Origin of the sequence: Duncaniella muris, from assembly GCF_003024805.1 — a bacterium.
GTDB lineage: Bacteria > Bacteroidota > Bacteroidia > Bacteroidales > Muribaculaceae > Duncaniella > Duncaniella muris.
The window spans coordinates 25112-48611 of record NZ_PUEC01000026.1 but is presented as its reverse complement, the minus strand read 5'-3'; the positions used below and the strand labels follow the sequence as shown (position 1 = coordinate 48611).

The window sequence follows — 23500 nt, the reverse complement described above, 5'->3', positions numbered from 1 at the left end:
CAGAAGGTCGGAAAGCGCGTATGTGCAACGACCTGTAACCCGATGATCGGGTACTGTCATAAAGATTTCGTTTAGCATGATTTTAGTATCTATATTGTTGATTGTCAGCTACAAAGATACTAAAAAAACACGAGATATGCAAGCTTTATGGCGCTAAAAATCAGACTGTTGCCGAGATTTTAGCACTATAAAATTACTAAGAATTCATGACTTCGGATATGGTGTATTCAAAGAATTTCCCTACATCTATCATCGTTGACGCAACGCCATCGCTGCTTATCGCCTAAAATTTTGATGCGGTTGCCCTGTTTGCTGTGCTATGCAGTTTGTATTTTTTTGCGTTTTGTAGTACCTTTGCAGAATATGAACAGAAAGGATTTTGAAATAATGGCTCCCGTCGGGAGCTACGAGTCGCTCCACGCCGCTATCGAGGCCGGAGCCGATGCCATATATTTCGGTGTCGAAGGGCTGAACATGCGCTCACGCTCATCGGTCAACTTCACGCTTGACGACCTGCGCAACATTGCCTCCATCTGTGACCGGGCCGGAGTCAAGACCTATCTCACGGTCAATACGATCATCTATGACAACGAACTCGACAAGATGCGCGCCGTCATCGAGGCCGTGCGCGACAGCGGAATCTCAGCCATCATAGCCAGTGACATCGCCGCCATCAGCTATGCCCGAAGCATCGGAGTGGAGGTCCACATCTCCACACAGCTCAATGTCACAAACATCGAAGCCGTACGCTTCTTCGCGCAATATGCCGACGTGGTGGTGCTTGCCCGCGAACTTAATCTCGACCAGGTCAAGGCCATCCATGACGCCATCGGGCGCGAGGACATCCGCGGACCCCACGGGCAGAGAGTGCGCATCGAAATGTTCTGCCACGGAGCGCTCTGCATGGCCGTTTCAGGCAAATGCTATCTCAGCCTCCACGAGATGAACTCAAGCGCCAACCGCGGAGCCTGTACTCAGATATGCCGTCGCGGCTACACCGTCACCGACCGCGAGACCGGCGACGAACTTGCCGTGGAAAACAAATACATCATGTCGCCTAAGGATCTGAAGACCATTCACTTCCTCAACAAGATGATCGACGCGGGAGTCAGAGTGTTCAAGATCGAAGGCCGCGCCCGCGGTCCGGAGTATGTCAAAATCGCCGTTCAGGCCTACTCGGAAGCCATTGAGGCCATCTGCCGCGGCGAGTTCACCGAAGAGCGCATAGCCCGCTGGGACGAAGAACTCTCCAAGATCTTCAACCGCGGTTTCTGGAACGGCTACTATCTCGGCCAGCGCCTCGGCGAATGGTCGGCCAAATACGGCTCCTCGGCCACCCGCGTCAAGCGCTATCTGGCCAAAGGTGTACGCTATTTCCCGAAACTCGGAGTAGGGGAGTTCCTGATGGAAGCCGGCGAGCTCCATGTGGGCGACGAGGTGGTAATCACCGGAACAGACACCGGAGCAATCATCATGACTGTCGAGGAACTGCGTCTGGAATACGACCCCGTGCCCGTGGTGAAGAAAGGCCAGAGCTTCTCCATCAAGGTGCCGCGCAAAATCCGTCCCTCCGACCGCCTCTACATCTGGGAAGAGACCGCCCTGACAAAAAACTGAGCATCCTTCTGATTGAACCCATGAAACCTGTATAAAACAATTATACCTAAAGTAACTATACCGAATGAAAAAACTTTTTATGTACATGATGATGGCCGTGACGGCCATTCCCCTTGTGGCTCAGAACTATCTGACTCTGCGTTATGACCGCCCGGCCGATTACTGGCTTGAGGCCCTTCCGCTCGGCAACGGTCGCCTCGGAGCGATGGTCTACGGAGGTGTGACAAGTGACACCATCCAGATCAACGAAGACACCTTCTGGGCCGGAAGTCCCTACAACAACGTCAATCCCAACGCCAAAGCCCACCTGCAGGAAATACGTGACTGCATCAACCGAGGAGACTACGAACAGGCTCAGCGCCTGGCCATGAAAAACATCACCGCTGACATCAATGTGACCGCCCACGGCATGGCCTATGAATCGCTCGGCAACATCGTGCTCGACTTCAAGACCCCGAAGGCAGCCCCGACAGCCTATTCGCGCACCCTCGACCTGACCGACGCCGTGGCCCGCGTGAGCTACACCGCCGACGGTGTGGGCTACAACCGCGAAATCTTCACCTCACTTGCCGACAACGTGCTTGTCATGCGTCTGACAGCCTCAAAAGGCGGCAAGATCAGCTTCACTACCTCATTCAAAGGCCCTGAAAAGGAAAAGCGCGTCAAAGCCTCGGCCGAAGTGGTCAAAGGCAGCGACAATCTACTGCGGGTCAGCTCCTTCCCCGGACAGACGGAAATGGAGAATATCCCCAACCTTCTTCATGCCACCACCTATATACAGATCATAGCCGACGGCGGAAAGCAGAGCGCCGACCGCTCAAAAGGCACGCTGACGGTCAAAAATGCCGACAGCGCACTGATCATCGTGGCCTCCGCCACCAACTTTGAAAACTATAAAGACATTTCAGGCGACAGCGATGCCAAGGCTATGGCCGCACTCTCGGCCTTTGACCGCGACTATGCCCGCGCCAAGGCAGACCACAGCGCGCGTTATGCCTCGATGTTCAACCGCGTCAGCCTCGATCTCGGCCACAACCCCGTGCAGGAGGCCAAGCCGGCCGACACCCGTATAGCCGAATTTGCCTCGTCTGACGACCCCGGTCTTGCCGCCATGTACTTCCAGTTTGGCCGCTACCTGCTCATCTGCTCCTCACAGCCCGGCACACAGCCTGCCAATCTGCAAGGTATCTGGAACCCCGATGCCGGACAGTATCCCGCATGGGACAGCAAATACACCACCAACATCAACGTCGAGATGAACTACTGGCCTGCCGAGGTCACTAATCTCAGCGAGTGTCACGATCCCTTCCTTCAGCTTGTGAAAGATGTCAGCGTCACCGGACGCGAATCGGCTGAAAAAATGTATGGATGCCGCGGCTGGACTCTCCACCACAACACCGACCTCTGGCGCTCTACCGGATCGGTCGACAATGCCTCGTGCAGCATCTGGCCTACCTGCAACGCCTGGTTCGCCTCTCACCTGTGGGAACGCTATCTCTACACCGGCGACAAGGCCTGGCTTGCATCGGTCTATCCCGTGCTCAAAGGTGCCTGCGAATTCTATCAGGATTTCCTTGTCACCGACCCCAAGAGCGGCTACAAGGTGGTCTCCCCCTCAAATTCTCCTGAAAACCACCCCGGACTCGGTTCCTATGAGGATGCCGGAGGCAAGAAACGGAGCCTTGCAGTGTTCAGCGGCGTGACTATGGACAACCAGATGGTCTACGACCTGCTCAACAACACCGCTCTTGCTGCCGGAGTCCTCGGAGTGGACAGCGAATTTGCCGCCTGCCTCGACTCGCTCAAAGCTCAGCTTCCCCCGATGCATGTCGGCAAATACGGCCAGCTCCAGGAATGGCTTGAAGACTGGGACAAGGAGCGCAGCAGCCACCGACACGTCTCGCACCTCTGGGGGCTCTATCCCGGCAACCAGATCTCGCCCTACACCAACCCCGAACTCTTCCAGGCGGCCAAAAAATCGCTCATCGGACGCGGCGACGCCAGCCGTGGCTGGGCTATGGGTTGGAAAGTCTGCCTCTGGGCCCGACTGCTCGACGGCAACCACGCCATGAAGCTCATCCGCAACCAGCTCCGCCTCAAAGATCCCAACGTCACCATCAAGGATCAGGACGGCGGCACGTATGCCAACATGTTTGACGCCCACCCGCCGTTCCAGATCGACGGCAACTTCGGCTGCACCGCCGGCATAGCCGAAATGCTTGTCCAGAGCCACGACGGAGCCGTCCACCTGCTCCCGGCTCTGCCCGATGCCTGGCCACAGGGTTCTGTCAAAGGCCTCCGCACCCGTGGCGGGTTCGAGATAACCGACATGAAATGGGCTGACGGAAAACTCGTGTCGGCCACCGTCCGCTCGACTCTCGGCGGCAACCTCCGCCTGCGTTCCGCCTCGGCTCTCCGTCTTGCCGGAGGCGAGGCTCTGAAAGCGGCTGAAGGAGCCAACACCAACGCGCTCAACAGCGTCTACTACATCCCGAAACCCGTTATAAAAGACAGCTCGAAGCTCCCGGCGCTCGAACTTCCCGCCACCTCTCTCTATGATCTCCCCACTGAGCCGGGAGCCACTTATGTGATCGAAGCCATCCGCTGAATTCCGCCAAGCCCGCGCCTCAGATCCGGCTCACTGACCATACCGTCCCCCGCTCAGGGTGCGCAATGCACTCAGAGCGGGGGACCCGCTTTTTTAGCAGCTCTTTGTTCATTCAATCAGTCTTTTCAGTGAAAATTTCATTTCAGCACTTGCGGAATTCGGGCACTTTTGAGTAATTTTGCACTGCGATGTTACTGTCATTTGCCATACCCTCCACTGCGCCTCTGATCACCGCCCCCGTACCCATATTTCTGACGGTGATGGCCATTATATTGCTGACACCTCTCGTGCTCAGCAGGCTGAAGATTCCGCAGGTCATCGGACTGATCATCGCCGGGGTTGCCGTAGGCCCCTACGGGCTCAATCTGCTTGCCCGCGACATGAGCTTCGAAGTCTTCGGCCAGGTAGGCATACTCTACCTCATGTTTCTGGCCGGAATCGAAATTGACATGTACCACCTGCGCAAGAACCTGCGCAAAGGCATGGCTTTCGGAGCCTTCACCTTTATAATACCACTGCTTTTAGGAACGCTCACCGCGATGGCCGCGCTCGGCATGCACCTACTTGAGGCCGTGCTGCTTGCCTCGATGTTCGCAGCCCACACCCTCATAGCCTATCCTATTGTAAACCGATTCGGAGTCACCAAATCGCCGGCCGTAATCATAGCCATAGCCGGCACCATCATGACCGTGCTCGGATCGCTGATAGTGCTTGCAGGTGTTCTCGGTGTCTACCGCGACGGCTCCTTGGGCTCCTTGGTTCCGGTGCTCTTCTATCTCGCCCTCTACTGCTTGGGCATCACATATCTCTACCCACGCATAACGCGCTACTTCTTCAAGCACTACAGCGACGGCATCAGCCAGTTCATCTACGTGATGGTGGCTGTGTTCGGAGCCGCCGCCCTCGCCTCGTTCATAGGCATTGAGGGGGTGTTCGGCGCCTTCTTCGCCGGGCTGGTGCTCAACCGCTTCATCCCGGCGCGGTCCACTCTGATGGGGCGCCTTGAGTTTGTGGGCAACGCTCTTTTCATCCCTTACTTCCTTATAGGAGTCGGTATGCTGATCGACCTGCGTGTCGTGCTTGACGGCTGGGGCACCCTCTACACCGCCGCCGTGATGAGCGCCGTGGCTATGGCCTCGAAATGGCTCGCCGCCCTTGTCACTCAGAAAGTCTACGGGCTGACACCGGTTGACCGCTCCATGATGTATCAGCTCTCCAACGCCCACACCGCCGTGGCCCTCGCCGTGGTCATGATCGGTTATGAGATGCACCTCTTTGACATCCAGGTGCTCAACGGCACGGTGGTCATGATCCTTGTCACCTGCACAGTCTCATCATTCGGAACCGAGCGGGCAGCCTCGCGCATCAAGGTCCAGATGCTTGAGCAGGAAGAGGAAGAAAACTCCAAAGATGACTCCGCCGCCCATCCGCGCACCCTGATAGCCATCTCGAATCCGCTGACAGCCCCCGGAATTGTAGACCTCGCCCTCTCGATGCGCTTCCCTGACAGCTCTGTGGCGGGCGATCTTTATGCGCTGCATGTGCGCAACGACAATTCTGCCTCGGCACGTGCCATCGGCCGCAACTCCCTTGACGTGGCCGAAAGAGCCGCTGCAGCCGTCGAGACCACGCTAACTCCTATAGAGCGCTTCGATCTCAACTTCATAACCGGAGTGCTCAACACAATGGAGGAGCGTGATATAACCGAACTGATCGTAGGCCTCCACCGTCGCACAAGCATCATCGACTCTTTCCTTGGCGAGAAAGTGGAGCAGCTTCTGCGCTCCACCAACCGCATGGTGGTAATGTCGCGCTGCTTCATCCCGCTCAACACTGTCACCCGCATCCTTGTGGCCGTGCCGAAGAAAGCCCAGTTCGAAACCGGATTCCGCCGCTGGGTGCAGGCCGTAGGCAACCTCTGCCGCCAGATAGGCTGTCGCATTGAATTCTGGTGCGAGGAGTCGACAGTGCCGCTGATCCGCACGGTCGTAAGACAAAGCAACCTCGGCATACGGATGTCGTTTGCCGAGGTTAGAAGTTATGACGATTTCGTGTTGAAATCAGCGGAAGTCAATGACGATGATCTGCTCATAGTGGTGAGTGCGCGCCGCTCATCGGTATCGTTTGACAGTGACATGGACGCCGTGCCGGAATATCTGCAGAAATACTTTGCCAATACAAATCTCATAGTGCTCTATCCGGGCCAGTTCGGCACCGAAGCTCCGATGACTATGGCCGAGACTATGGCCACCGATATCGTGTCGGCCCCGAACCAGCTCTATCGTTATACTATGGCGCTTGTCCGCCGTCTGCGCAGGGTTCTCAGCCATCGCTGAGAGAGCCTTTCATCCCGGACTTTGAACAGTCCGGCTCAGAACAGACCCATTCAGAGCGAGCGGTTGAAATAGCGGTCGAGAATATCGCGGGCGGCAGTAAACGAGCTTTGCTGATTGTTCAGCACGCGGATCTCCTTGGCGGCAAGCATCTGCTCGATTTCAGGATTATTGTAGAAATGGGCGCGGAGCTGCTCATCGATCGTCTCATACATCCAGTAGCGGGCCTGCTGACTGCGCTTGCGCTCGAAATAGCCGTTTGCGTCCACAAAGGCGAAATAGCGGTCTATCATGTCCCACACCTCAGGAATTCCCAGTTCGAAATAACCCGAATAGGTCAGCACCTCCGGGCTCCAGCCTGATTCCGTAGGCGGAAAGAGGTGGAGAGCACTGCGGAACTGTGCCTGCGCGAGCTGTGCGCGCTGAATGTTGTCGCCGTCGGCCTTATTGATCACTATACCGTCAGCCATCTCCATGATGCCGCGCTTGATGCCCTGAAGCTCATCGCCCGTACCGGCAAGCTGGATCAGAAGGAAGAAGTCTACCATCGAGTGCACGGCTGTCTCGCTCTGGCCCACGCCTACGGTCTCCACAAAGATATTGTTGAAGCCTGCCGCCTCGCAGAGCACTATGGTCTCTCGCGTCTTGCGGGCCACGCCGCCGAGCGATCCTGCCGAAGGGCTGGGGCGGATAAAGGCGTCAGGGTGCACCGAAAGTTTCTCCATGCGGGTCTTGTCGCCGAGAATACTCCCTTTGGTGCGTTCGCTTGACGGATCGATGGCAAGCACGGCAAGTTTGCCGCCCCCCTTGAGCACGTGGAGCCCGAAAACGTCTATAGAGGTACTTTTGCCGGCTCCGGGCACTCCCGTGATGCCGATGCGGCGCGACTTCCCGGAGTGGGGCAGACATTTCTCTATCACCTCCTGGGCTATGGCCTGATGGTCGGGCGAAAGGCTTTCCACGAGGGTCACGGCGCGGGCGAGGGTGGTGATGTCGCCCTTGAGTATTCCTTCCACGAGTTCGCCCGCGCTCGGCAGCGCCTTGCGCTTGCGGCGTTTGAGATAGGGGTTGACTACCGGAGGCTGGCTCACGCCCTTGTTGACGGTGAGGCCGCCGAACTGATCGTCGTTTTCAATATGTTCCATAACTGATGTGATGCTTGACTGTGTGTGGGTCTATGAGTGAATGCTTGGAGACTGTTTTCTGACAACCTCTTATTTTACTTCGGCAACTACGCGGACCATAGTCGAGGGATGGTCCGGATCATTGGCTATGATATTGATGCGGGCGTTGAGCAGTTCGGTGTCGCCGATGAGGGCCGGATTGACCGTCACCTCCACCTTCTCGCTCTTACCCGGTTTGATCTTGTCGGATTTCAGTCTGACATCCACAGCCTTTTCCGGACAGTGGATGCGGCGGATCAGCAGATTCGACTTACCTTTGTTGACGATGGTAAAAGTGCGCTTCATCGGAGCATCGCCACGGCTGATGCGCCGCAGGTCAATGGCAGTCTCGTCAGTGTCGATCACCGGAGCGTTGGCGCGCTCCTTGGCTGTGAGCTTCGAGAAATCCTCGCCTATGATGGCCACGGTCTCTATCTTCATCCGTTCGGCCGAACCGGCATCGGGCGCTATCGTCATCGAGTCGGTCACTATGCCCCAGGTCTTGACCCGGTCACCGTGAAACACGGTCGAGATCACGAATCTGTCGCCCGGCGGCACTTCGGCCGGCTGCATGATCACATTTATATATGACGGCTTGCTGATCACCTGCGGGCGGATCGTATCGGCCGACGCATTGTAGCATTCGAGATACTGCCCGCCGGTATGGCCGCTGTAGATATTTCCGTAGCTTATCATGTCGCCGCGCAGTTTCATCGGGCCGAGCGTCAGCGGAAAACGCGATTTAAGAGTGTTTGACGCACCGATCACAGTGCCCTGTATGGTCAGCGACGTGCGCTTGGGGTCAGAATCGAGATCAACGTTGACATACTTCACGAAGCGTCCCGGACGCCCCTTTGGATCGAAGCCCACGCGGATCACGGCCGTGTCGCCCGGCGCTATCGGATCGCGCGAATACTCCGGCTTGGTGCATCCGCAGTTGGCGCGCGCGCTGATTATGGCCATAGGCTCGTCAGAGGCGTTGACCAGGCGGAAGTCACAGTAGACAGTGCCCAGATCCTCGTCAAAAGCCCCGAAATCGTGCTTCTGTTCAAGCCATATGCCCCGGCCGTCGGCATGGGCCATGAAAGCCGCCGAACCTAAGAGCATGGCGGCGATAGTGCGCAGTCTCATCATTTGCTTTCTGGAATGATTACGCCGTTAAACGTGAGGTTGATGCGTGATTTCGTTGCGTTTGACTTCACCTTGACCGTGCGGTTGAACTCTCCGGCGCGTCCCTTGGGCTGGAAAGTAATCTTGATCTCGCCTTTTTTTCCCGGAGCTATTGGCTTTTTTGGGAAAGAGGGCTTGGTGCAGCCGCAGCCGCCGTTGCTCACATTGATGATGGTCAGCGGAGCCGATCCGGTGTTGGTGAACTCATAGACGGCAGTTACGGCGCCTCCGTCGGCCTTGATGGTGCCGAAATCGTGGGCGGTTTTGACAAATGTCATTTCGGCTTTGTCTTTGGCGCTTGCGCTTATGATGGCAGTGACTGCCAGCAACAGTACGAGGAATATTTTTTTCATAATCTATACCTGGTCAGTGGTTTTTGATATCTTGAATTACAGATGAAACGACAGTCGGTCATTTCTGGATATGACACCTCCCGGCCGAAATGGTTTAACCGGGCATTAGCCACAAAATTACGCAAAATACATGAGAAAAAATTAAACGGGGATAAACATTTTTATCATAACTAACGTTAGAAATCATGAAGGTGTTCAACGCCTGATCATACTTAAGAGGTGGTTTAAAAACAACCTTATATAGATTAACTCACGTTTACCTGCTGATTATGAGACGCAAGAGATTTTTCGCTTATATTATCGGGCTTCTGTTAGCCTTTGTCGGGTCAGGCCTGACAAGTTCTTGCGGAACCGTGAGAACCCATTGGGGCATGGAGCATGAATATAAATATGACTTCCCTGACGGAGGCGACCATCACCATCATAAAAAGCATAAGAAACATAAGAAGCACAAGAAGCACCATCATCATCACGATGATGACGATGACTGATCGCCTCTTGGTGCCATGAGCCCTGGGCCGGCCACGCATCGCAGCCTCGTCCGTGTCACTCATGCAGTCAGATATCGGCCAAGATAAATTAGTTTTATAAAGAAACCCGGAAGAGCATCCGTAACAAACGCTCTTCCGGGTTTAGGTTTTTGAGACTGCTCAGTCGGGGAATCCGGACGAGGCTGCCTCGGAAACTCAGTCTCTTCAAGATATTTAGGAAAACTACGATCCCATTCGGAGGCCGCCTTGCAGATGCCGGATGTCTGCGGATCTGTCCGAGTTTGTGTTACGCTGCCGGTCCGGATGGGCGTCCGGAGGACGCAGATTTACTCGTAGCCCGTGACACCGCAGCGCTTTGCGCGCAGGTGTCACGGGTTTGCGATTTTCCTCTGTATGTGGTGTCCGGCAGGACACCGATTTACCGCCCCGGACGGGGTATCTTACTTCATATTTTCGAGGGTAGCGGCGTCGAGGCCGGCGATGGCTATGACATTGATGATGTCACGCACCTCCGCGTCGACGTTCATGAAGTGGATAGGCTTCTTCAGACCCATCTGGATCGGGCCGATCGACTCGCCGACACCCATTTCAAGCATGATGCGGTAAGCCGCATTGGCCGCGCTGAGGTTGGGGAACACAAGCGTGTTGACATCCTTGCCGTAGAGACGGGTGAAGGGATAGGCCTTGTCGCGCACGGCGCGGTTCAGGGCATAGTTGACCTGCATTTCGCCGTCTACGATCATATCCGGATTCTCCTCATGGAGTTTGCTGACAACGTTGTGCACCGTCTTCGGCTCGGTTTCAGAATTGGTGCCGAAGTTCGAGTATGAGACGAGGGCCATGACGGGCTCGTGGGCGAAGAACTTCACCGCGTCGTGGGCCAGACGGGTGATGTCTGTCAGGGTTTCCTCGTCGGCGGTGCCGTTGATCATGGTGTCGGCCAGGAAGTATGTGCCCTTCGAGGTTTCGAGCACATGCATGGCTGCGAAGTGCTTGAACCCGTCGCGCAGACCTATCACCTCGCGGGCTATGTCCGCGGTAGGATTGTTGGCCGAGCGGGTTCCGGCAATGAAGGCATCGGCATCGCCGGTCTCCACCATCATCATGCCGAAATAGTTGCGGTCAAACATCTTGTCGAGAGCGCTTTCGAAATTCTCGCCCTGGCGCTGGCGCTTGGTGGTCAGCATGGCCGCATAGCGTTCGCGGCGCGGAGCCTCGCGGTCGTGGCGCAGGTTGACGATCTCGATTCCATCTATGTTGAGGCCGAGGCGCTGGGCGCGTTTCTCGATCATCTCCTCGTTGCCGAGCAGGATGGGGATGCACAGACCGTCGGCAGCAGCGATGGCGGCGGCGCGGAGCATATTGTCGGTATTGGCCTCGCCGAAGGCCACTCGCTTCGGGTTGGTGCGCGCTGCCTCGTTCAGGCGGCGGGTAAACTTGCGGTCATTGCCTTTGAGCAGGCGGAGTTTTTCGTCATATTCGTCCCAGTCGGTGATCGGGCGGCGTGACACTCCGCTGTCCATTGCGCCTCTGGCCACAGCGGGAGCCACTGATGTGAGCAGGCGCGGGTCAAAGGGGGTGGGGATGATGTAGTCGCGGCCGAAGTGGATGTCAGAGCGGTTGTAGGCAGCGCTCACCACCGGCGGCACGGGCTTCTTGGCGAGCTCGGCGATGGCCCTTACGGCATAGATCTTCATCGTCTCGTTGATCTCCGACGCGCCGCAGTCAAGAGCGCCGCGGAAGATGTAGGGGAAGCCCAGCACATTGTTGATCTGGTTGGGGTAGTCCGAACGGCCTGTGCCCATGATGATGTCGGGGCGGGCGGCCATTGCTGTATCGTAGGCGATCTCCGGATCGGGATTGGCCAGAGCGAACACGATAGGCTTCGGTGCCATGCTCTTGACCATTTCAGGGGTCACCACATCCTTGACCGAGAGGCCGAGGAACACATCGGCGTCAACCATAGCCTCGGCCAGGGTCGTGATCTCGCGCGAGGTGGCAAACTGTGCCTTCTGCGGGTTAAGGTCTGTGCGCTTGTGGCTGATGACACCCTTGCTGTCACACATCACCACGTTTTCCATCTTCACGCCAAGAGCGCAGTAGAGCTTGGTGCATGACACGGCTGCCGCGCCGGCGCCGTTGACCACCAGACGGATCTCTTCTATCTTCTTGCCCTGGATCTCGATGGCGTTGAGCAGAGCGGCGGCCGAGATGATGGCCGTGCCGTGCTGGTCGTCGTGCATCACGGGGATGTTCATTTCGGCCTTCAGGCGCTCTTCGATCTTGAAACACTCAGGCGCCTTGATGTCTTCGAGGTTGATGCCGCCGAAAGTCGGGCCGAGAGCCTTGACGATATCTATAAACTTGTCGGGGTCGGTCTCGTCGACTTCAATGTCAAAGCAGTCGAGACCCGCGAATATTTTGAAAAGCAGACCCTTGCCTTCCATCACGGGCTTGCCGGCCAGAGCGCCGATATTGCCCAGGCCGAGCACTGCCGTGCCGTTGGAGATCACGGCCACAAGATTGCCCTTGTCGGTATATTTGTAAACATCGTCAGGATTGTCTTTGATCTCAAGGCAGGGATAGGCCACGCCGGGAGAGTAGGCCAGGGCCAGGTCGGCCTGGGTGGCATAGGGTTTGGTGGGGATTACTTCGATTTTTCCGGGGCGCGGATAACGGTGATAGTCCAGCGCCATTTCTTTTGTGACTTTTGCCATGTTAATTGGTATGGTGTGTGTATGTTGATGATCAGTATATTCTAAAACAACCTTATAGAATAATAGTTTTCTGACAAATCGTTGCCAAATCACTCGCAAAGTTAACAAAAATCTGTTAAGAGAGTCATTCTGCCGACAATAATAAAGCTGACGTTTAACAATAATTTAATCAATAAAGTTTAACGGAGCCTCTCGCCGAGGCTTATCTTCTGATTGTCAGCACAGACCGTTCAGCAATTTTCAGTCTGCAGTGATAATTTTTTAGCCGCTAATATTGGGATAGATGTGAAATAATTACTATTTTTACACCGTGATAAAGAGCCGTGGCGCATATCTGTTGTGTCCGGCTTGTATTATTGTCTTTTAAAAACTTCTCGTAAAATACTGTTTATCAATCTTATGAAGAGGATTTTTCTACTCCCGCTGTTGGCTGTGCTGATGGCGTTTGGTGCGTCGGCCCAGTCTGACCCGAAGCAGCCCCTCGTCTACGGGGTGGCTTTTTACAACCTTGAGAATCTGTTTGACACCATCAACAACAACGGCCAGTATGACCTTGAATTCTCTCCCAACGGTGCCCGTCAGTGGAACGGTTCCAAATACTGGAGCAAAATCAACAATCTGGCCTACTGCATCTCCAAGATGGTGACCAAAAACACTCCGATGGGCCCGGCAATCATCGGTGTCTCTGAAATTGAAAACAAAAGCTGTCTCGACGACCTCGTGAGGGCAAAAGACATACGTCAATGGCGTCTGCAGGTCGTGCACCACGACTCGCCCGACCGCCGCGGCGTTGACGTAGGCCTCCTCTACAACCCCCGCCTATTCAAAGTCCTCGATGTCACAAACCACCGCCTTGTGATTCCGGGCTACGAAAGCTTCCGCACACGTGACCAGATGTGTGTTACAGGTATCCTTGGCGGAGACACCGTCAGCGTCATCGTCAACCACTGGCCCTCGCGTCTTGGCGGACAGGAGCGTTCGAGCTACCTGCGCGAAGCAGCGGCATCTTTGTCAAAGCAGATCGCCGACTCCCTCTGGGCCATCCGTCCCAACCAGGGTGTGATAATCATGGGCGACCTCAATGACGACCCACAGGACAAATCATGTGCCGTAAGCCTCGGCGCGCAGCGCGACGAGAAAAACGTCGGACCTCACCAGTTCTACAATCCCTGGTGGAAAATCCTCGACCGCGGCATCGGCACCCTCGCCTACAAAGGCCAGTGGAACCTCTTTGACCAGATAATCGTCTCCGGAACACTCCTCAACAAAAACGGCGCGCGCCTCTGCTACAGAACCTGCAAAGTCAACAACTTCGACTTCCTCTTTGACACCGAAGGCCAGCGTCAGGGCTACCCCAAACGCACATTTGCAGCCGGCGCATGGCTCAACGGATACTCCGATCACTTCCCGACTGAAATCTTTCTGCAGGTAACACGCCGGTAAGCGCCCGTCCAACAGGGATTCTTGTTTAACCACCTTAATATAATTGTACAGGATGGACAACGATTCCAGCCCACGCATCTCTCACCGCCCTCCGTTTGTCATCACCGTCGGACGACAGTTCGGCAGCGGAGGCCGTGAATTGGGCAAAGCCCTCGCCGACGCTCTCGGCATAGCCTACTACGACAAGGAACTGCTTGTCGAATCGGCCAAACTCGCCGGAGTCAACCCAGAATTCTTCCAGAAGAAAGACGAGCGCTTCCCAACCTTCCTTCAGGGTCTTTTCAGCTTCTCGATGGGCGTGACACCGATGTGTTACTACACCGGAGCATCATCAATCTCCGATGACGGACTCTACAAAAGCATCAGCGACTTCCTGCGGTCCGTTGCCCAGGAAAAATCGTTTGTGGTGGTAGGCCGAAGCTCCGACTACATCCTGCGCGACCATCCCCGCTGCGTCAACATCTTTGTCCACGCTCCGATGGCCGACTGTGTGCGCCGCATCATGGGACGAAACGACGCCCTCGCTGCAGACAAAGCCGAAGCAATGGCCCGCAAGACCAACAAATGGCGCGCCGACTACTACAACTTCTTCACTGACAAGACCTGGGGCGATGCCAAAAGCTACGACCTCACGCTCGACTCCTCACGCCTGCAGATGAAAGACAACGTAGAACTCGTCAAAGCCTACCTCCGCCTGCGCGGATTCATCGACTGACACCGGACATAACCGGATTGAAAAAAAAACGACATCAAAACATCAAAAATCATATTATCAATAATTTATGAGACTGAAACTGTTTCTGCTACTGCTGCTGACGGCCGTAATACCGTCGCTTGCACAGACCACAGGCGTAGCCGGTACCGTTGTCGACTCCAACACCGGCGTTCCCGTTTCGGGCGCAACTGTGATGCTCGACAACCAGGGACTCCAGGCAACGACCGACCCTTCGGGCGAGTTCCGAATTTCCACCGCCAAAGCCGGAGATGACATGCTTGTCATCGTGGCCTACGGCTATCAGGACGTCACGATGAACGTCAACATCGTCAACGGAGTCATTGACAACCTCGGCATCATCAAGATGCTCGATTCGAACCTCAACAACGTCTTCTATGAAGATCAGAATGACATGCTCTTCGACCAGAACCTCCTTGAAGACGAAGAAGGATCGGCACAGTCGATAGCAGCCCTCACCGGCGCCAGCGACGACGTCTACTACAACTCCGCCAGCTACGACTTCCAGCCCATGCGCTTCCGCATTCGCGGCTACGACTCCAAATACTCCGAAACCTACATCAACGGTGTGAACTTCAATGACATGGCCCGCGGACGTTTTAACTACTCCACCCTCGGCGGCATGAACCGCGCTTTCCGTGACCGCACTGCGGCTCTCGGACTCGGAGCAGCCGCATTCGGCTTCGGCAACATCGGCGGCGCAACTGACATCAACACCCGCGCCTCGCACTACGCTCCCGGCTTCAACGGATCGCTTGCCTACACCAACTCAAACTACATGCTCCGCGCTATGGCTATGTACTCGACCGGTCTCAACAAGAACGGCTGGGCATTCACAGTCTCAGCAATCGGACGCTATGCCAATGAAGGTGTGATCGACGGAACTTTCTACAACTCCTTCGGCCTCTTCGCCTCGCTTGAAAAAGTGTTCAATGACAAGCACTCCCTGAACCTCACAGTCTGGGGAGCCCCCACCCAGCGCGCCACCAACTCCGCAACCTACGAAGAAGCCTACCAGCTCACCGGCAACAACCTCTACAACCCCAACTGGGGCTGGCAGAACGGCGAGAAGCGCTCTTCAAAGATTGTTGAGACATTTGACCCCACCGCCGTGCTCAACTGGATCTGGAAACCCAAAAACGGAACCACTCTCAACACCGGAGCCGCTTTCCGCGCCGTCAACTACTCTACCTCGGCTCTCAACTGGTACAACGCCGCCGACCCCCGTCCCGACTACTACCGCTACCTCCCCAGCTACTTCGCCGACAATCAGGAAGCTTTCGACCTCTACACCGACCTCTGGCGTCACGACGACAGCTTCCGTCAGATCAACTGGGACAAGCTCTACCAGGCCAACTACCTCAACAATCAGTTCGGACGCGGTGGAAACCCCGACAACCACTCATCGAGCTACATCCTTGAGAACCGCCACAGCAATCAGCTGAACTTCATGTTCAACTCTCTGCTCAACCACCGTCTCAACGACCACATGACCCTCCAGGCCGGCGTAAGCTTCAACTACACCCGCGCCCACTACTACAAGACCATCCGCGACCTCCTCGGCGGTGAATACTGGCTCGACATCGACCAGTACAGCGAACGCGACTTCCCCAGCGACCCGCAGATGCTCCAGAACGACCTCCGCAACCCCAGCCGCCGCGTAGGCAAGGGCGACACCTTCGGTTATGACTACTACATCAACGCCCTCCACGGTGACTTCTGGCTCCAGAACATCATCACCCTTCCCCAGTGGGACATCAACTACGGCCTCAAGATCGGCTACACCCAGTTCTTCCGTGACGGCCAGATGCAGAACGGCCGCGCTCCCGAAAACTCCTACGGCAAGGGCGCTACCCACCGCTTCGACACAGGCGCTCTCAAAGCAGGCGCGACCTACAAGATCGACGGGCGCAACTTCATCTCGGCCCACGCCGGATATGAGACCGTAGCACCCCTCTTCGAATATGCCTACATCTCGCCCCGTATCAAAGACACTGCGATTGACGGCCTCCAGAACGAACGCATCCTTTCCGGCGACATATCATACTCCTGGAACTACCGCCGTTTCCGCGGTGCCATCACCGGATTCTGGACCGAAATGTTCGACCAGACCGAACGCTCATCATTCTATGACGACCAGTACTCAACATTCATGAACTACGTGCTCAAGGGCGTACACACCCGCTACAAAGGCATCGAGATCGGCGCAGCCTACAAGATCACTCCCTCGCTCACCCTCTCGGCAGCCGCAACCTTCGCACGTTATCAGTACAAGAACCGCCCCGAAGGCACACGCTCATATGAAAACGGCATGATGGACGACATCAACCAGACCGTTTATCTCAAGAACTTCTACATCGGCGGAACTCCCCAGACCGCAGCCAACATCGGCATCGACTGGGCTGCCCCCAAATCATGGTTCTTCAACGTGAACGCTTCATGGATGGGCGACGCCTACGTAAACCTCTCGCCGATCCGCCACGAGGCTCTTCCCGACCTCTGGGAGAAATATCCCACTCTTGAGGAACTCGAAGCCAAGATGGGCCAGCTCGCCGAGCAGGACAAGCTCAAAGACGCCTTCGTTCTTAACGCATCTGTCGGCAAGCTCGTCTACATCAACCGCAAGATCTCGATGAACTTCAACCTCAACGTTGAAAACATCCTCAACAACAAAAACATCCAGACCTACGCCTACCAGCAGGGCCGCTTCGACTACACCAACTACGACTCTACCAAATACCCCAACAAGTATTTCTACGCCCAGGGCATCAAGGTCTATCTCAACGTAGGCATCCGCTTCTGATTTCTGTCACAACATCAATCCCCAAAAAGATCATAAATATATATGAAGCTATATAAATCAATATTCGCCGTGCTCGCCGTCGCCGCCACATCTGGCGCTCTCGTCAGCTGCGACGACGACCTCGACCGTCCGCCGGTGATTGTACCCGTGGCCACCTACGAGGCCAACACTTCGATCGCCGAATTCAAGGAACTTTTCTGGAATGCGGCTCAGAACAACACTCCGGAGACCATCCCCGTCAACGCCGACGGTGACAGCATCATCCTCGCCGGACGTGTCATATCATCAGACCAGAGCGGCAACGTCTACCAGCGCATCTACGTCCGCGACGAAAGCGGCGCGATGGACTTCCGCATCTACGGCTACGATCTCAATGAGAGCTACCACATGGGCCAGGAAGTGCGCATCAACGTCACCGGACTCCTCGTGGGCGGCTACGGAACCCAGATGCAGATCGGCGTCTGGTACACCAACCCCAACACCGGATCGACAAGCCTTGGCGGCATGGACAAGGAAGAATTCATCCGCCGCGCACAGCGCCAGGGTCTACCCGCTGCGACAGACGCCGAGCCATACACCGTCAAGATCTCCGACCTCGAAGCCTGGAAAAACGACAAGGAAAAACTCATCCAGTGGCAGTGTCAGCTCGTCAAGATCGAAAACGTAAGCTTTGACGGCGGCGGCCAGGAGGCTTGGTGTAACAACCCCGGCCAGACCGGATCAACCAACCGCACTCTCAAGGACGCTGAAGGCAATTCAATCACCGTCCGCACAAGCGACAAATCAAAATTCGCCTCACAGATCCTACCCAAAGGCACCGGATCTGTTGTGGCTATCCTCGGCTACTACAACGGCACCTGGCAGCTCACCGTCATGGACCCCCAGTCAGGCTGTATCGACGGATTTGAATTCGTGGATGCCCCCTCAGGCCCTTCAGGCGATGCAATCTTCTCTGAAACCTTCGCTACAGGCCTCGGCAAATTCAAAGCCGTCAATGACCTCCTCCCTGAAGGTGTGTCTGAAATCTGGAAATACGACTCCCACAAATACGCTATCGCCACAGCCTACATCAACAAAGCCAACTACGCTTCTGACTCATGGCTCGTGTCGCCCGAAATCGACCTCTCGGCCCAGTCAGCAGCCTTCCTGAGCTTCGACCAGGCCCTCAACTTCTTCGCCAGCATCGAAACTGCCAAGACCGAGACCTCCGTCTGCATCCGTGAAGCCGGAACAACCGCATGGACCGTCCTCTCGGTTCCCGCCTATCCCGCCTCAATGTCATGGAACTTCGCCAACTCAGGCGACATTGACCTTGCGGCCTTCATCGGCAAGAAAGTCGAGATCGGCTTCCACTACACCTCCACAGCCTCCAAGGCCGGAACATGGCAGATCAGAAACGTGCTCATCGAGACCACCGCAAACCATCCCGTCACCCCTGACACCCCCGTCAATCCCCCGGTGGCAGACGATGCAATCTACAGCGGCCTCTCTGAAAACGCCACCTCCATCGACTGGACCTTTGAAAACAACTCGGCTGAAAACGTCAACGAAATCTGGGCCTGGAAAAGCTACAACGGTCTCTACTATCTCAACGCAAGCGCCTTTGTAGGCGGCGTGGCCTATCCCGCCACTGCCTACGCCTGCTCACCCGTCATCGACCTTACAGCCGTCACTTCGGCCAAAATGACCTTCGATCAGACCGCCAAATTCCAGACCACACTCCGCACTCTCTGCTCGGTGGTTGTCCGCGAGGAAGGTGCCTCGGACTGGACTGAACTGACAGTTCCCGCATGGCCCGCGGCCGGAAGCTGGGACTTCGTCTCAGCCGGTGAGATCGACCTCTCGGCCTATGCCGGCAAGAAGATCCAGGTTGGATTCAAATACGGCTCTTCTGCTGAAGGAGCTGACACCTGGAGAGTCAAAAACCTTAAGATTACCGAGTAATAATCCAAAGATACTCTGAAAATTATGAGAATATTCAATAAATACATAGGACTCCTCTTCGCCGCGACCCTGGGCTTCACCGCTTGCCAGGACGATTTCGACGATCCCGCAATGTCCTCTCCCTCCTCGGCCTGGCTTGCCGACAGCGAGAACTATCAGCTCATGTCGATCAACGACTTCAAGACCGAATACTGGCAGGATGCTGAAAACTACTACGCCACCGTAGGTGCCGCGGCTGACGGCAAGCGTGTGCTCGTCAAAGGCCGCGTGATCTCCTCTGACGCTTCAGGCAACATCTACAAGTCGCTCATCATCCAGGACGCAACCGGCGCGCTCGCAATGAGCATCAACGCCAACTCGATGAACAACAAATATCGTCGCGGACAGGAACTCGTCATCGACGTAACCGGCATGACAGTCGGCAAATACGCAGGTCTCCAGCAGCTCGGCTTCCCCGAAGACTCCGAGTCATACGGCGCACAGACCACCTTCATGCCCTACGAATTCTTCGAACAGCATGTCCAGATGCAGGGCCTGCCCGCTCCCGCCGATCTCGACACCATCACCATCCGCTCGCTCTCTGAAATCTCAGGAGGCGGCGCGGCCACTCTCGTGAAATGGCAGAGCCAGCTCGTGCGTTTCAACGACTGCTACTTCGCCGACGGCGGCAAGGAAACCTTCGCCACAAGCAAGGAAACTGTCAACCGCACACTCACCCTCTCTGACGGAAGCTCGATGGTGGTACGCACAAGCGGCTACTCCAACTTCTACTCCGACGTCCTACCCGAAGGCCACTTCGACATCGTCGGCATCCTCGGCTATCACTCAAATGGCGGCTGGCAGCTCACCCTCATCGACCGCAAGGGCTGCATGAACGTCGGCAACCCCACCCAGGGCCCTGGAGCCGAAGACAACCCCTACACCGTAGATGAAGCCGTATCGGTAATCAACGGCGGAGGCTCAGACAACAACATCTGGCTCACAGGCTACATCGTTGGTGCCGTAGCTCCAGGCGTACAGTCTGTGACCTCCAATACTGACATCCAGTTCGGTGCCGAAGTAGACCTTGACAACACCCTCGTCATAGCCTCAGACCCCGAATGCAAAGACTGGACCAAGTGCATGGTCGTATCTCTTCCCCAGGACTCGCCCCTCCGCCAGTACGGCAACCTCGCCGACAACCCCGGCAACTACAAGGCGCAGATCTGGCTCAAAGGCAACCTCGGAACCCTTCTTGACATGGCAGCCCTCACCGGCAACAACGGCGCAGCCGCCAACTTCCGCATCGACGGGCTCGACATCCCCGACACCGGCGGCAACCTCGACCCCGACTTCAACACCATGAACAACGGCGAAGCCACCGGCTACTACGTCAACCTCACCTCGGCCACCGGCTGGACCGCAACCAACTCGCAGCTCCTCCGCGGCGGTGACTCAGACTCAAGCCCCGTCTTCAAAGTCTTCGGCGACGCCTCTGTATTCGCCGTAGGCCTCAACGGCAACACCTCCAAGCCCGGCATACTCACCTCACCCACACTCTCAGGAGGTCTCAAGACCCTCTCGTTCTACTACACCCAGGTGTTCAATGACAACGGCAAAGCCAAACTGACCATCAACATCAAGCAGAACGGTACCATAGTAGCCTCCGACATCCTTGAAAAGTCAGGCATCACTAAATTCGAGAAATGCGTCTACAGCCACGACTTCAATATCACCGGCTCCTACGTCCTCGAAATCATCAACGAATGCCCCTCAGGCCAAGCAGTCAACAAAGACCGAATCGCTATCTGGAACCTCACCGATGGAACCATCTCCGGAGGTGACACCCCCGTAGACCCCACCCCCGGCAACGCCGTGACCTCGCTTGATGAAACCTTCCCCAACAAGCAGATCCCCGCTGACTGGACCCTCGTCAAAGCCGCCGGTGACAAAGCCTGGTATGCCACCGTCTTCAACGACCTTCCCTATGCGGCATGCACCGGTTACAAAGGCACCACCCCGCCTTACGACTCATGGCTCATCAGCCCCGCTGTAGACCTCTCGAAAGTCACTGACAAGAAACTCTCCTTTGACACCCAGGTCAACGGCTACGGCTCAACAACCACCGTCTTTGAAGTCTACGTAATGACCTCGGCCGATCCCGCCACAGCCACCAAGACCAAGCTCAACCCCGCGCTTCCTACAGCACCTGACAGCGGCTACTCTTCATGGCTCAACTCCGGCGAGCTTGACCTCAGCTCATTCAGCGGCATCGTCTACATCGGCTTCCGCTACTATGCCACAACTGACACCCAGTACGCCACCTGGTGTGTGACCAACGTCAAGCTCAACGCCGGCGGCGGTGAAAATCCCGGCCCCGTAGATCCAACCCCCACCCCCGGCCCCGCTGATGGAAGTGGAACAGAAGCAGATCCCTATTCAGTAGCCAAAGTGATTGCCCTTAACGCAACTGATAAGACCACCCCTGCTGAAGGTTGCAAAAGTGTCTATGTAAAAGGTTATATAGTCGGTTTTATGCCGTCAAACAAAACAGTGCTTTCAAATACCCAATTTACAGCAGAAGGCGCTGTGAATACAAACCTTGTTTTAGCTCCGACGGCTGATTGCAAAGATTATAACCTTTGTATTCCCGTACAGTTGCCGGCAGCTGTAAGAGCGACATTGGCATTGGATGCAAATCCGACAAATTTGGGTAAATGCGTGTTGTTGCAAGGTGACATCCTGAACTATTGCAGCGCATCAGGTCTTAAGAATACTAAGTTTATAAAATTTGTAGATTAAGAAATAGAATTAGTATTATAGAAAACAAGAGGGAAAGCTTAAAACTGAGCTTTCCCTCTTGTCATTTATAGCGGTATTGAATTCTTATTTTGGATTGTTTTTGCGATATTCCAGTCTGTGGCGGGTCATTTGTTCTCTGATACCGCCTTCTTCAAGGAAATTCTTTTTGGCCCGTTCGATGAGACGGTGGAGAAGAATATCCACCTGATGAATCAGAGTTATGGCTATATTTGCGATAGTCTCCTCGCTTGAATTTTGCAGTGAATTGCGATAGAAAGCGGAATCGCAGTGCTCAGAGCATCCCTTTCTGGTGCGTATGCTTCGAGGGTCAGACAGTTCCCACTGGCACAGGCTTCTGACACGCAGAAAGTCCTCATAGTCCGCCAACAGCTCCTGGAGGCTCGCCTTGGCGACATTATAAAGCTTGATTTCAGTCTCGCGTGAAGTAGACGAAGCCGCACAGCCCTCAGCGATATTCTGTTTGCCCGATCGCGCCGCCTGAATCATCTGATCGACAGTCCTGTCACCTCTTGACAGAAAACGGTGGGCAAACATATAAGTGACATCATAGATACACTCAGCCTTCTGATAGACGATCAGGCTTTTGTAATGACCACGTTGAGGAAGAAAGGAAGATTGCATGATAATTGAATTTTTTAGGATAGGTTTGAAGTTTTTATTTTTGGGGAGAGTTGGGAGTTTTTGGGAGTTCTGGGAGCTTTGGGAGTTCTGGGAGCTTTGGGAGCTCTGGGAGAGCTGGGAGCTTTGGGTGCTTTGGGAGCTCTCAGAGCTTTCAAAAAAGATTCTCAGAACTCCCAGTTCTCCCAGCTCTCCCAGAGCTCTCAAAAAGGCCTCCCAGAGCTCTCAAAAAAGCTCTCCCAAGCCTCTCACTCCTCCTCCACTTCCCTCAGAGGAATACCCTTCTCGATAACCTTATTGACAAAGGCCACGAAATTTATCTCCAGACCGGCTATATTCATCTCTGTAGCCAGTTCCGGGGGGAGTTGGGTGAGTTTGCTGTGGCAGCGCTCGGCAAGAGCCCAATCCGGGCCCTTCAGGTAAGCCTCAAGCTCAGCCGTCTTGCCATCGTTAAGCAGAGCCTCAGCCGTAGCGAGCTGCTCCTCATAATAAGATCTGATCTTCACAGCCTCCTTCTTTGAAATCTCGGCAGGCTCCTCGCGCAGAATACCCTCCACGCGCTTCGTGCATGAGACCGAAACCACACTGGCGGCTATAAGCACTGAAAACAAAAGTTTTTTCATCATGGATAGTTTAGCGGTTTATTTTATAAGGCAGGGGCGCATCAGTTCAGAAGCGCCCCTGCAATACTTGTTTATTCTAAGT

The 23500-nt window shown here is 55.4% G+C and carries 15 protein-coding genes; 9 read left to right on the top strand and 6 right to left on the bottom strand.

Translation table 11 applies throughout. The features are described 5' to 3' along the window. Window positions 1–363 precede the first annotated feature (363 nt). The 3 genes from C5O23_RS10840 (at window position 364) to C5O23_RS10830 (ending at window position 6561) form a co-directional block, all read left to right on the top strand. Window positions 364–1617, top strand: coding sequence for a peptidase U32 family protein (locus C5O23_RS10840; protein WP_107032965.1), 1254 nt, complete (start codon window positions 364–366; stop codon window positions 1615–1617). Window positions 1618–1681: 64 nt separating this feature from the next. Next, complete coding sequence (locus C5O23_RS10835; RefSeq protein ID WP_107032964.1) at window positions 1682–4225, top strand: glycosyl hydrolase family 95 catalytic domain-containing protein; 2544 nt, start codon at window positions 1682–1684, stop codon at window positions 4223–4225. Window positions 4226–4413: 188 nt separating this feature from the next. Beyond that, the gene (locus C5O23_RS10830) at window positions 4414–6561 is read left to right on the top strand and encodes a cation:proton antiporter (protein ID WP_107032963.1); all 2148 of its coding nucleotides are present in this window, start codon (window positions 4414–4416) and stop codon (window positions 6559–6561) included. 50 nt (window positions 6562–6611) lie between these two features. Here C5O23_RS10830 and meaB read toward each other — a convergent pair whose 3' ends face one another. The 3 genes from meaB to C5O23_RS10815 all read right to left on the bottom strand — a co-directional run bounded on the left by meaB (window position 6612) and on the right by C5O23_RS10815 (window position 9244). Further along, window positions 6612–7703, bottom strand: a complete 1092-nt coding sequence (gene meaB, locus C5O23_RS10825) for a methylmalonyl Co-A mutase-associated GTPase MeaB (protein WP_107032962.1) — start codon at window positions 7701–7703, stop codon at window positions 6612–6614. Window positions 7704–7772: 69 nt separating this feature from the next. After that, window positions 7773–8855, bottom strand: a complete 1083-nt coding sequence (locus tag C5O23_RS10820) for a DUF1573 domain-containing protein (RefSeq protein ID WP_107032961.1) — start codon at window positions 8853–8855, stop codon at window positions 7773–7775. Beyond that, complete coding sequence (locus C5O23_RS10815; RefSeq protein ID WP_240597795.1) at window positions 8852–9244, bottom strand: DUF1573 domain-containing protein; 393 nt, start codon at window positions 9242–9244, stop codon at window positions 8852–8854. Before C5O23_RS10815 ends, C5O23_RS10820 begins: the two co-directional genes overlap by 4 nt. 269 nt (window positions 9245–9513) lie before the next feature. Between C5O23_RS10815 and C5O23_RS14195 the strand changes: the two genes are divergently transcribed. Next, window positions 9514–9735 (top strand): hypothetical protein, encoded by a 222-nt coding sequence (locus C5O23_RS14195; protein ID WP_133166551.1) that lies wholly within the window; start codon window positions 9514–9516, stop codon window positions 9733–9735. A gap of 440 nt (window positions 9736–10175) precedes the next feature. Here C5O23_RS14195 and C5O23_RS10805 read toward each other — a convergent pair whose 3' ends face one another. Next, window positions 10176–12452 (bottom strand): NADP-dependent malic enzyme, encoded by a 2277-nt coding sequence (locus C5O23_RS10805; RefSeq protein WP_107032958.1) that lies wholly within the window; start codon window positions 12450–12452, stop codon window positions 10176–10178. A gap of 399 nt (window positions 12453–12851) precedes the next feature. On the opposite strand from C5O23_RS10805, the gene C5O23_RS10800 reads away from it, so the two are divergent. The 5 genes from C5O23_RS10800 to C5O23_RS10780 all read left to right on the top strand — a co-directional run bounded on the left by C5O23_RS10800 (window position 12852) and on the right by C5O23_RS10780 (window position 22156). Continuing rightward, complete coding sequence (locus tag C5O23_RS10800) at window positions 12852–13895, top strand: endonuclease/exonuclease/phosphatase family protein (protein WP_107032957.1); 1044 nt, start codon at window positions 12852–12854, stop codon at window positions 13893–13895. Between the two features lie 52 nt (window positions 13896–13947). Next, the gene (locus C5O23_RS10795; RefSeq protein ID WP_107032956.1) at window positions 13948–14610 is read left to right on the top strand and encodes a cytidylate kinase-like family protein; all 663 of its coding nucleotides are present in this window, start codon (window positions 13948–13950) and stop codon (window positions 14608–14610) included. A 67-nt stretch (window positions 14611–14677) separates the two neighbouring features. Continuing rightward, the gene (locus C5O23_RS10790; protein ID WP_107032955.1) at window positions 14678–17431 is read left to right on the top strand and encodes a carboxypeptidase-like regulatory domain-containing protein; all 2754 of its coding nucleotides are present in this window, start codon (window positions 14678–14680) and stop codon (window positions 17429–17431) included. 42 nt (window positions 17432–17473) lie between these two features. Next, on the top strand, window positions 17474–19375 hold the full coding sequence (locus C5O23_RS10785; protein ID WP_107032954.1) for a DUF5689 domain-containing protein: 1902 nt from the start codon (window positions 17474–17476) through the stop codon (window positions 19373–19375). A 24-nt stretch (window positions 19376–19399) separates the two neighbouring features. Beyond that, window positions 19400–22156: a DUF5689 domain-containing protein gene (locus tag C5O23_RS10780; protein WP_107032953.1), complete on the top strand. Its 2757-nt coding sequence runs from the start codon at window positions 19400–19402 to the stop codon at window positions 22154–22156. 84 nt (window positions 22157–22240) lie between these two features. On the opposite strand, the gene C5O23_RS10775 is transcribed toward C5O23_RS10780, so the two are convergent. Next, window positions 22241–22798, bottom strand: a complete 558-nt coding sequence (locus C5O23_RS10775; RefSeq protein ID WP_107032952.1) for a four helix bundle suffix domain-containing protein — start codon at window positions 22796–22798, stop codon at window positions 22241–22243. 245 nt (window positions 22799–23043) lie between these two features. Beyond that, a complete protein-coding gene (locus tag C5O23_RS10770) occupies window positions 23044–23421 on the bottom strand; it encodes a hypothetical protein (RefSeq protein WP_107032951.1) in 378 nt (125 codons plus the stop codon). Window positions 23422–23500 lie beyond the last annotated feature (79 nt).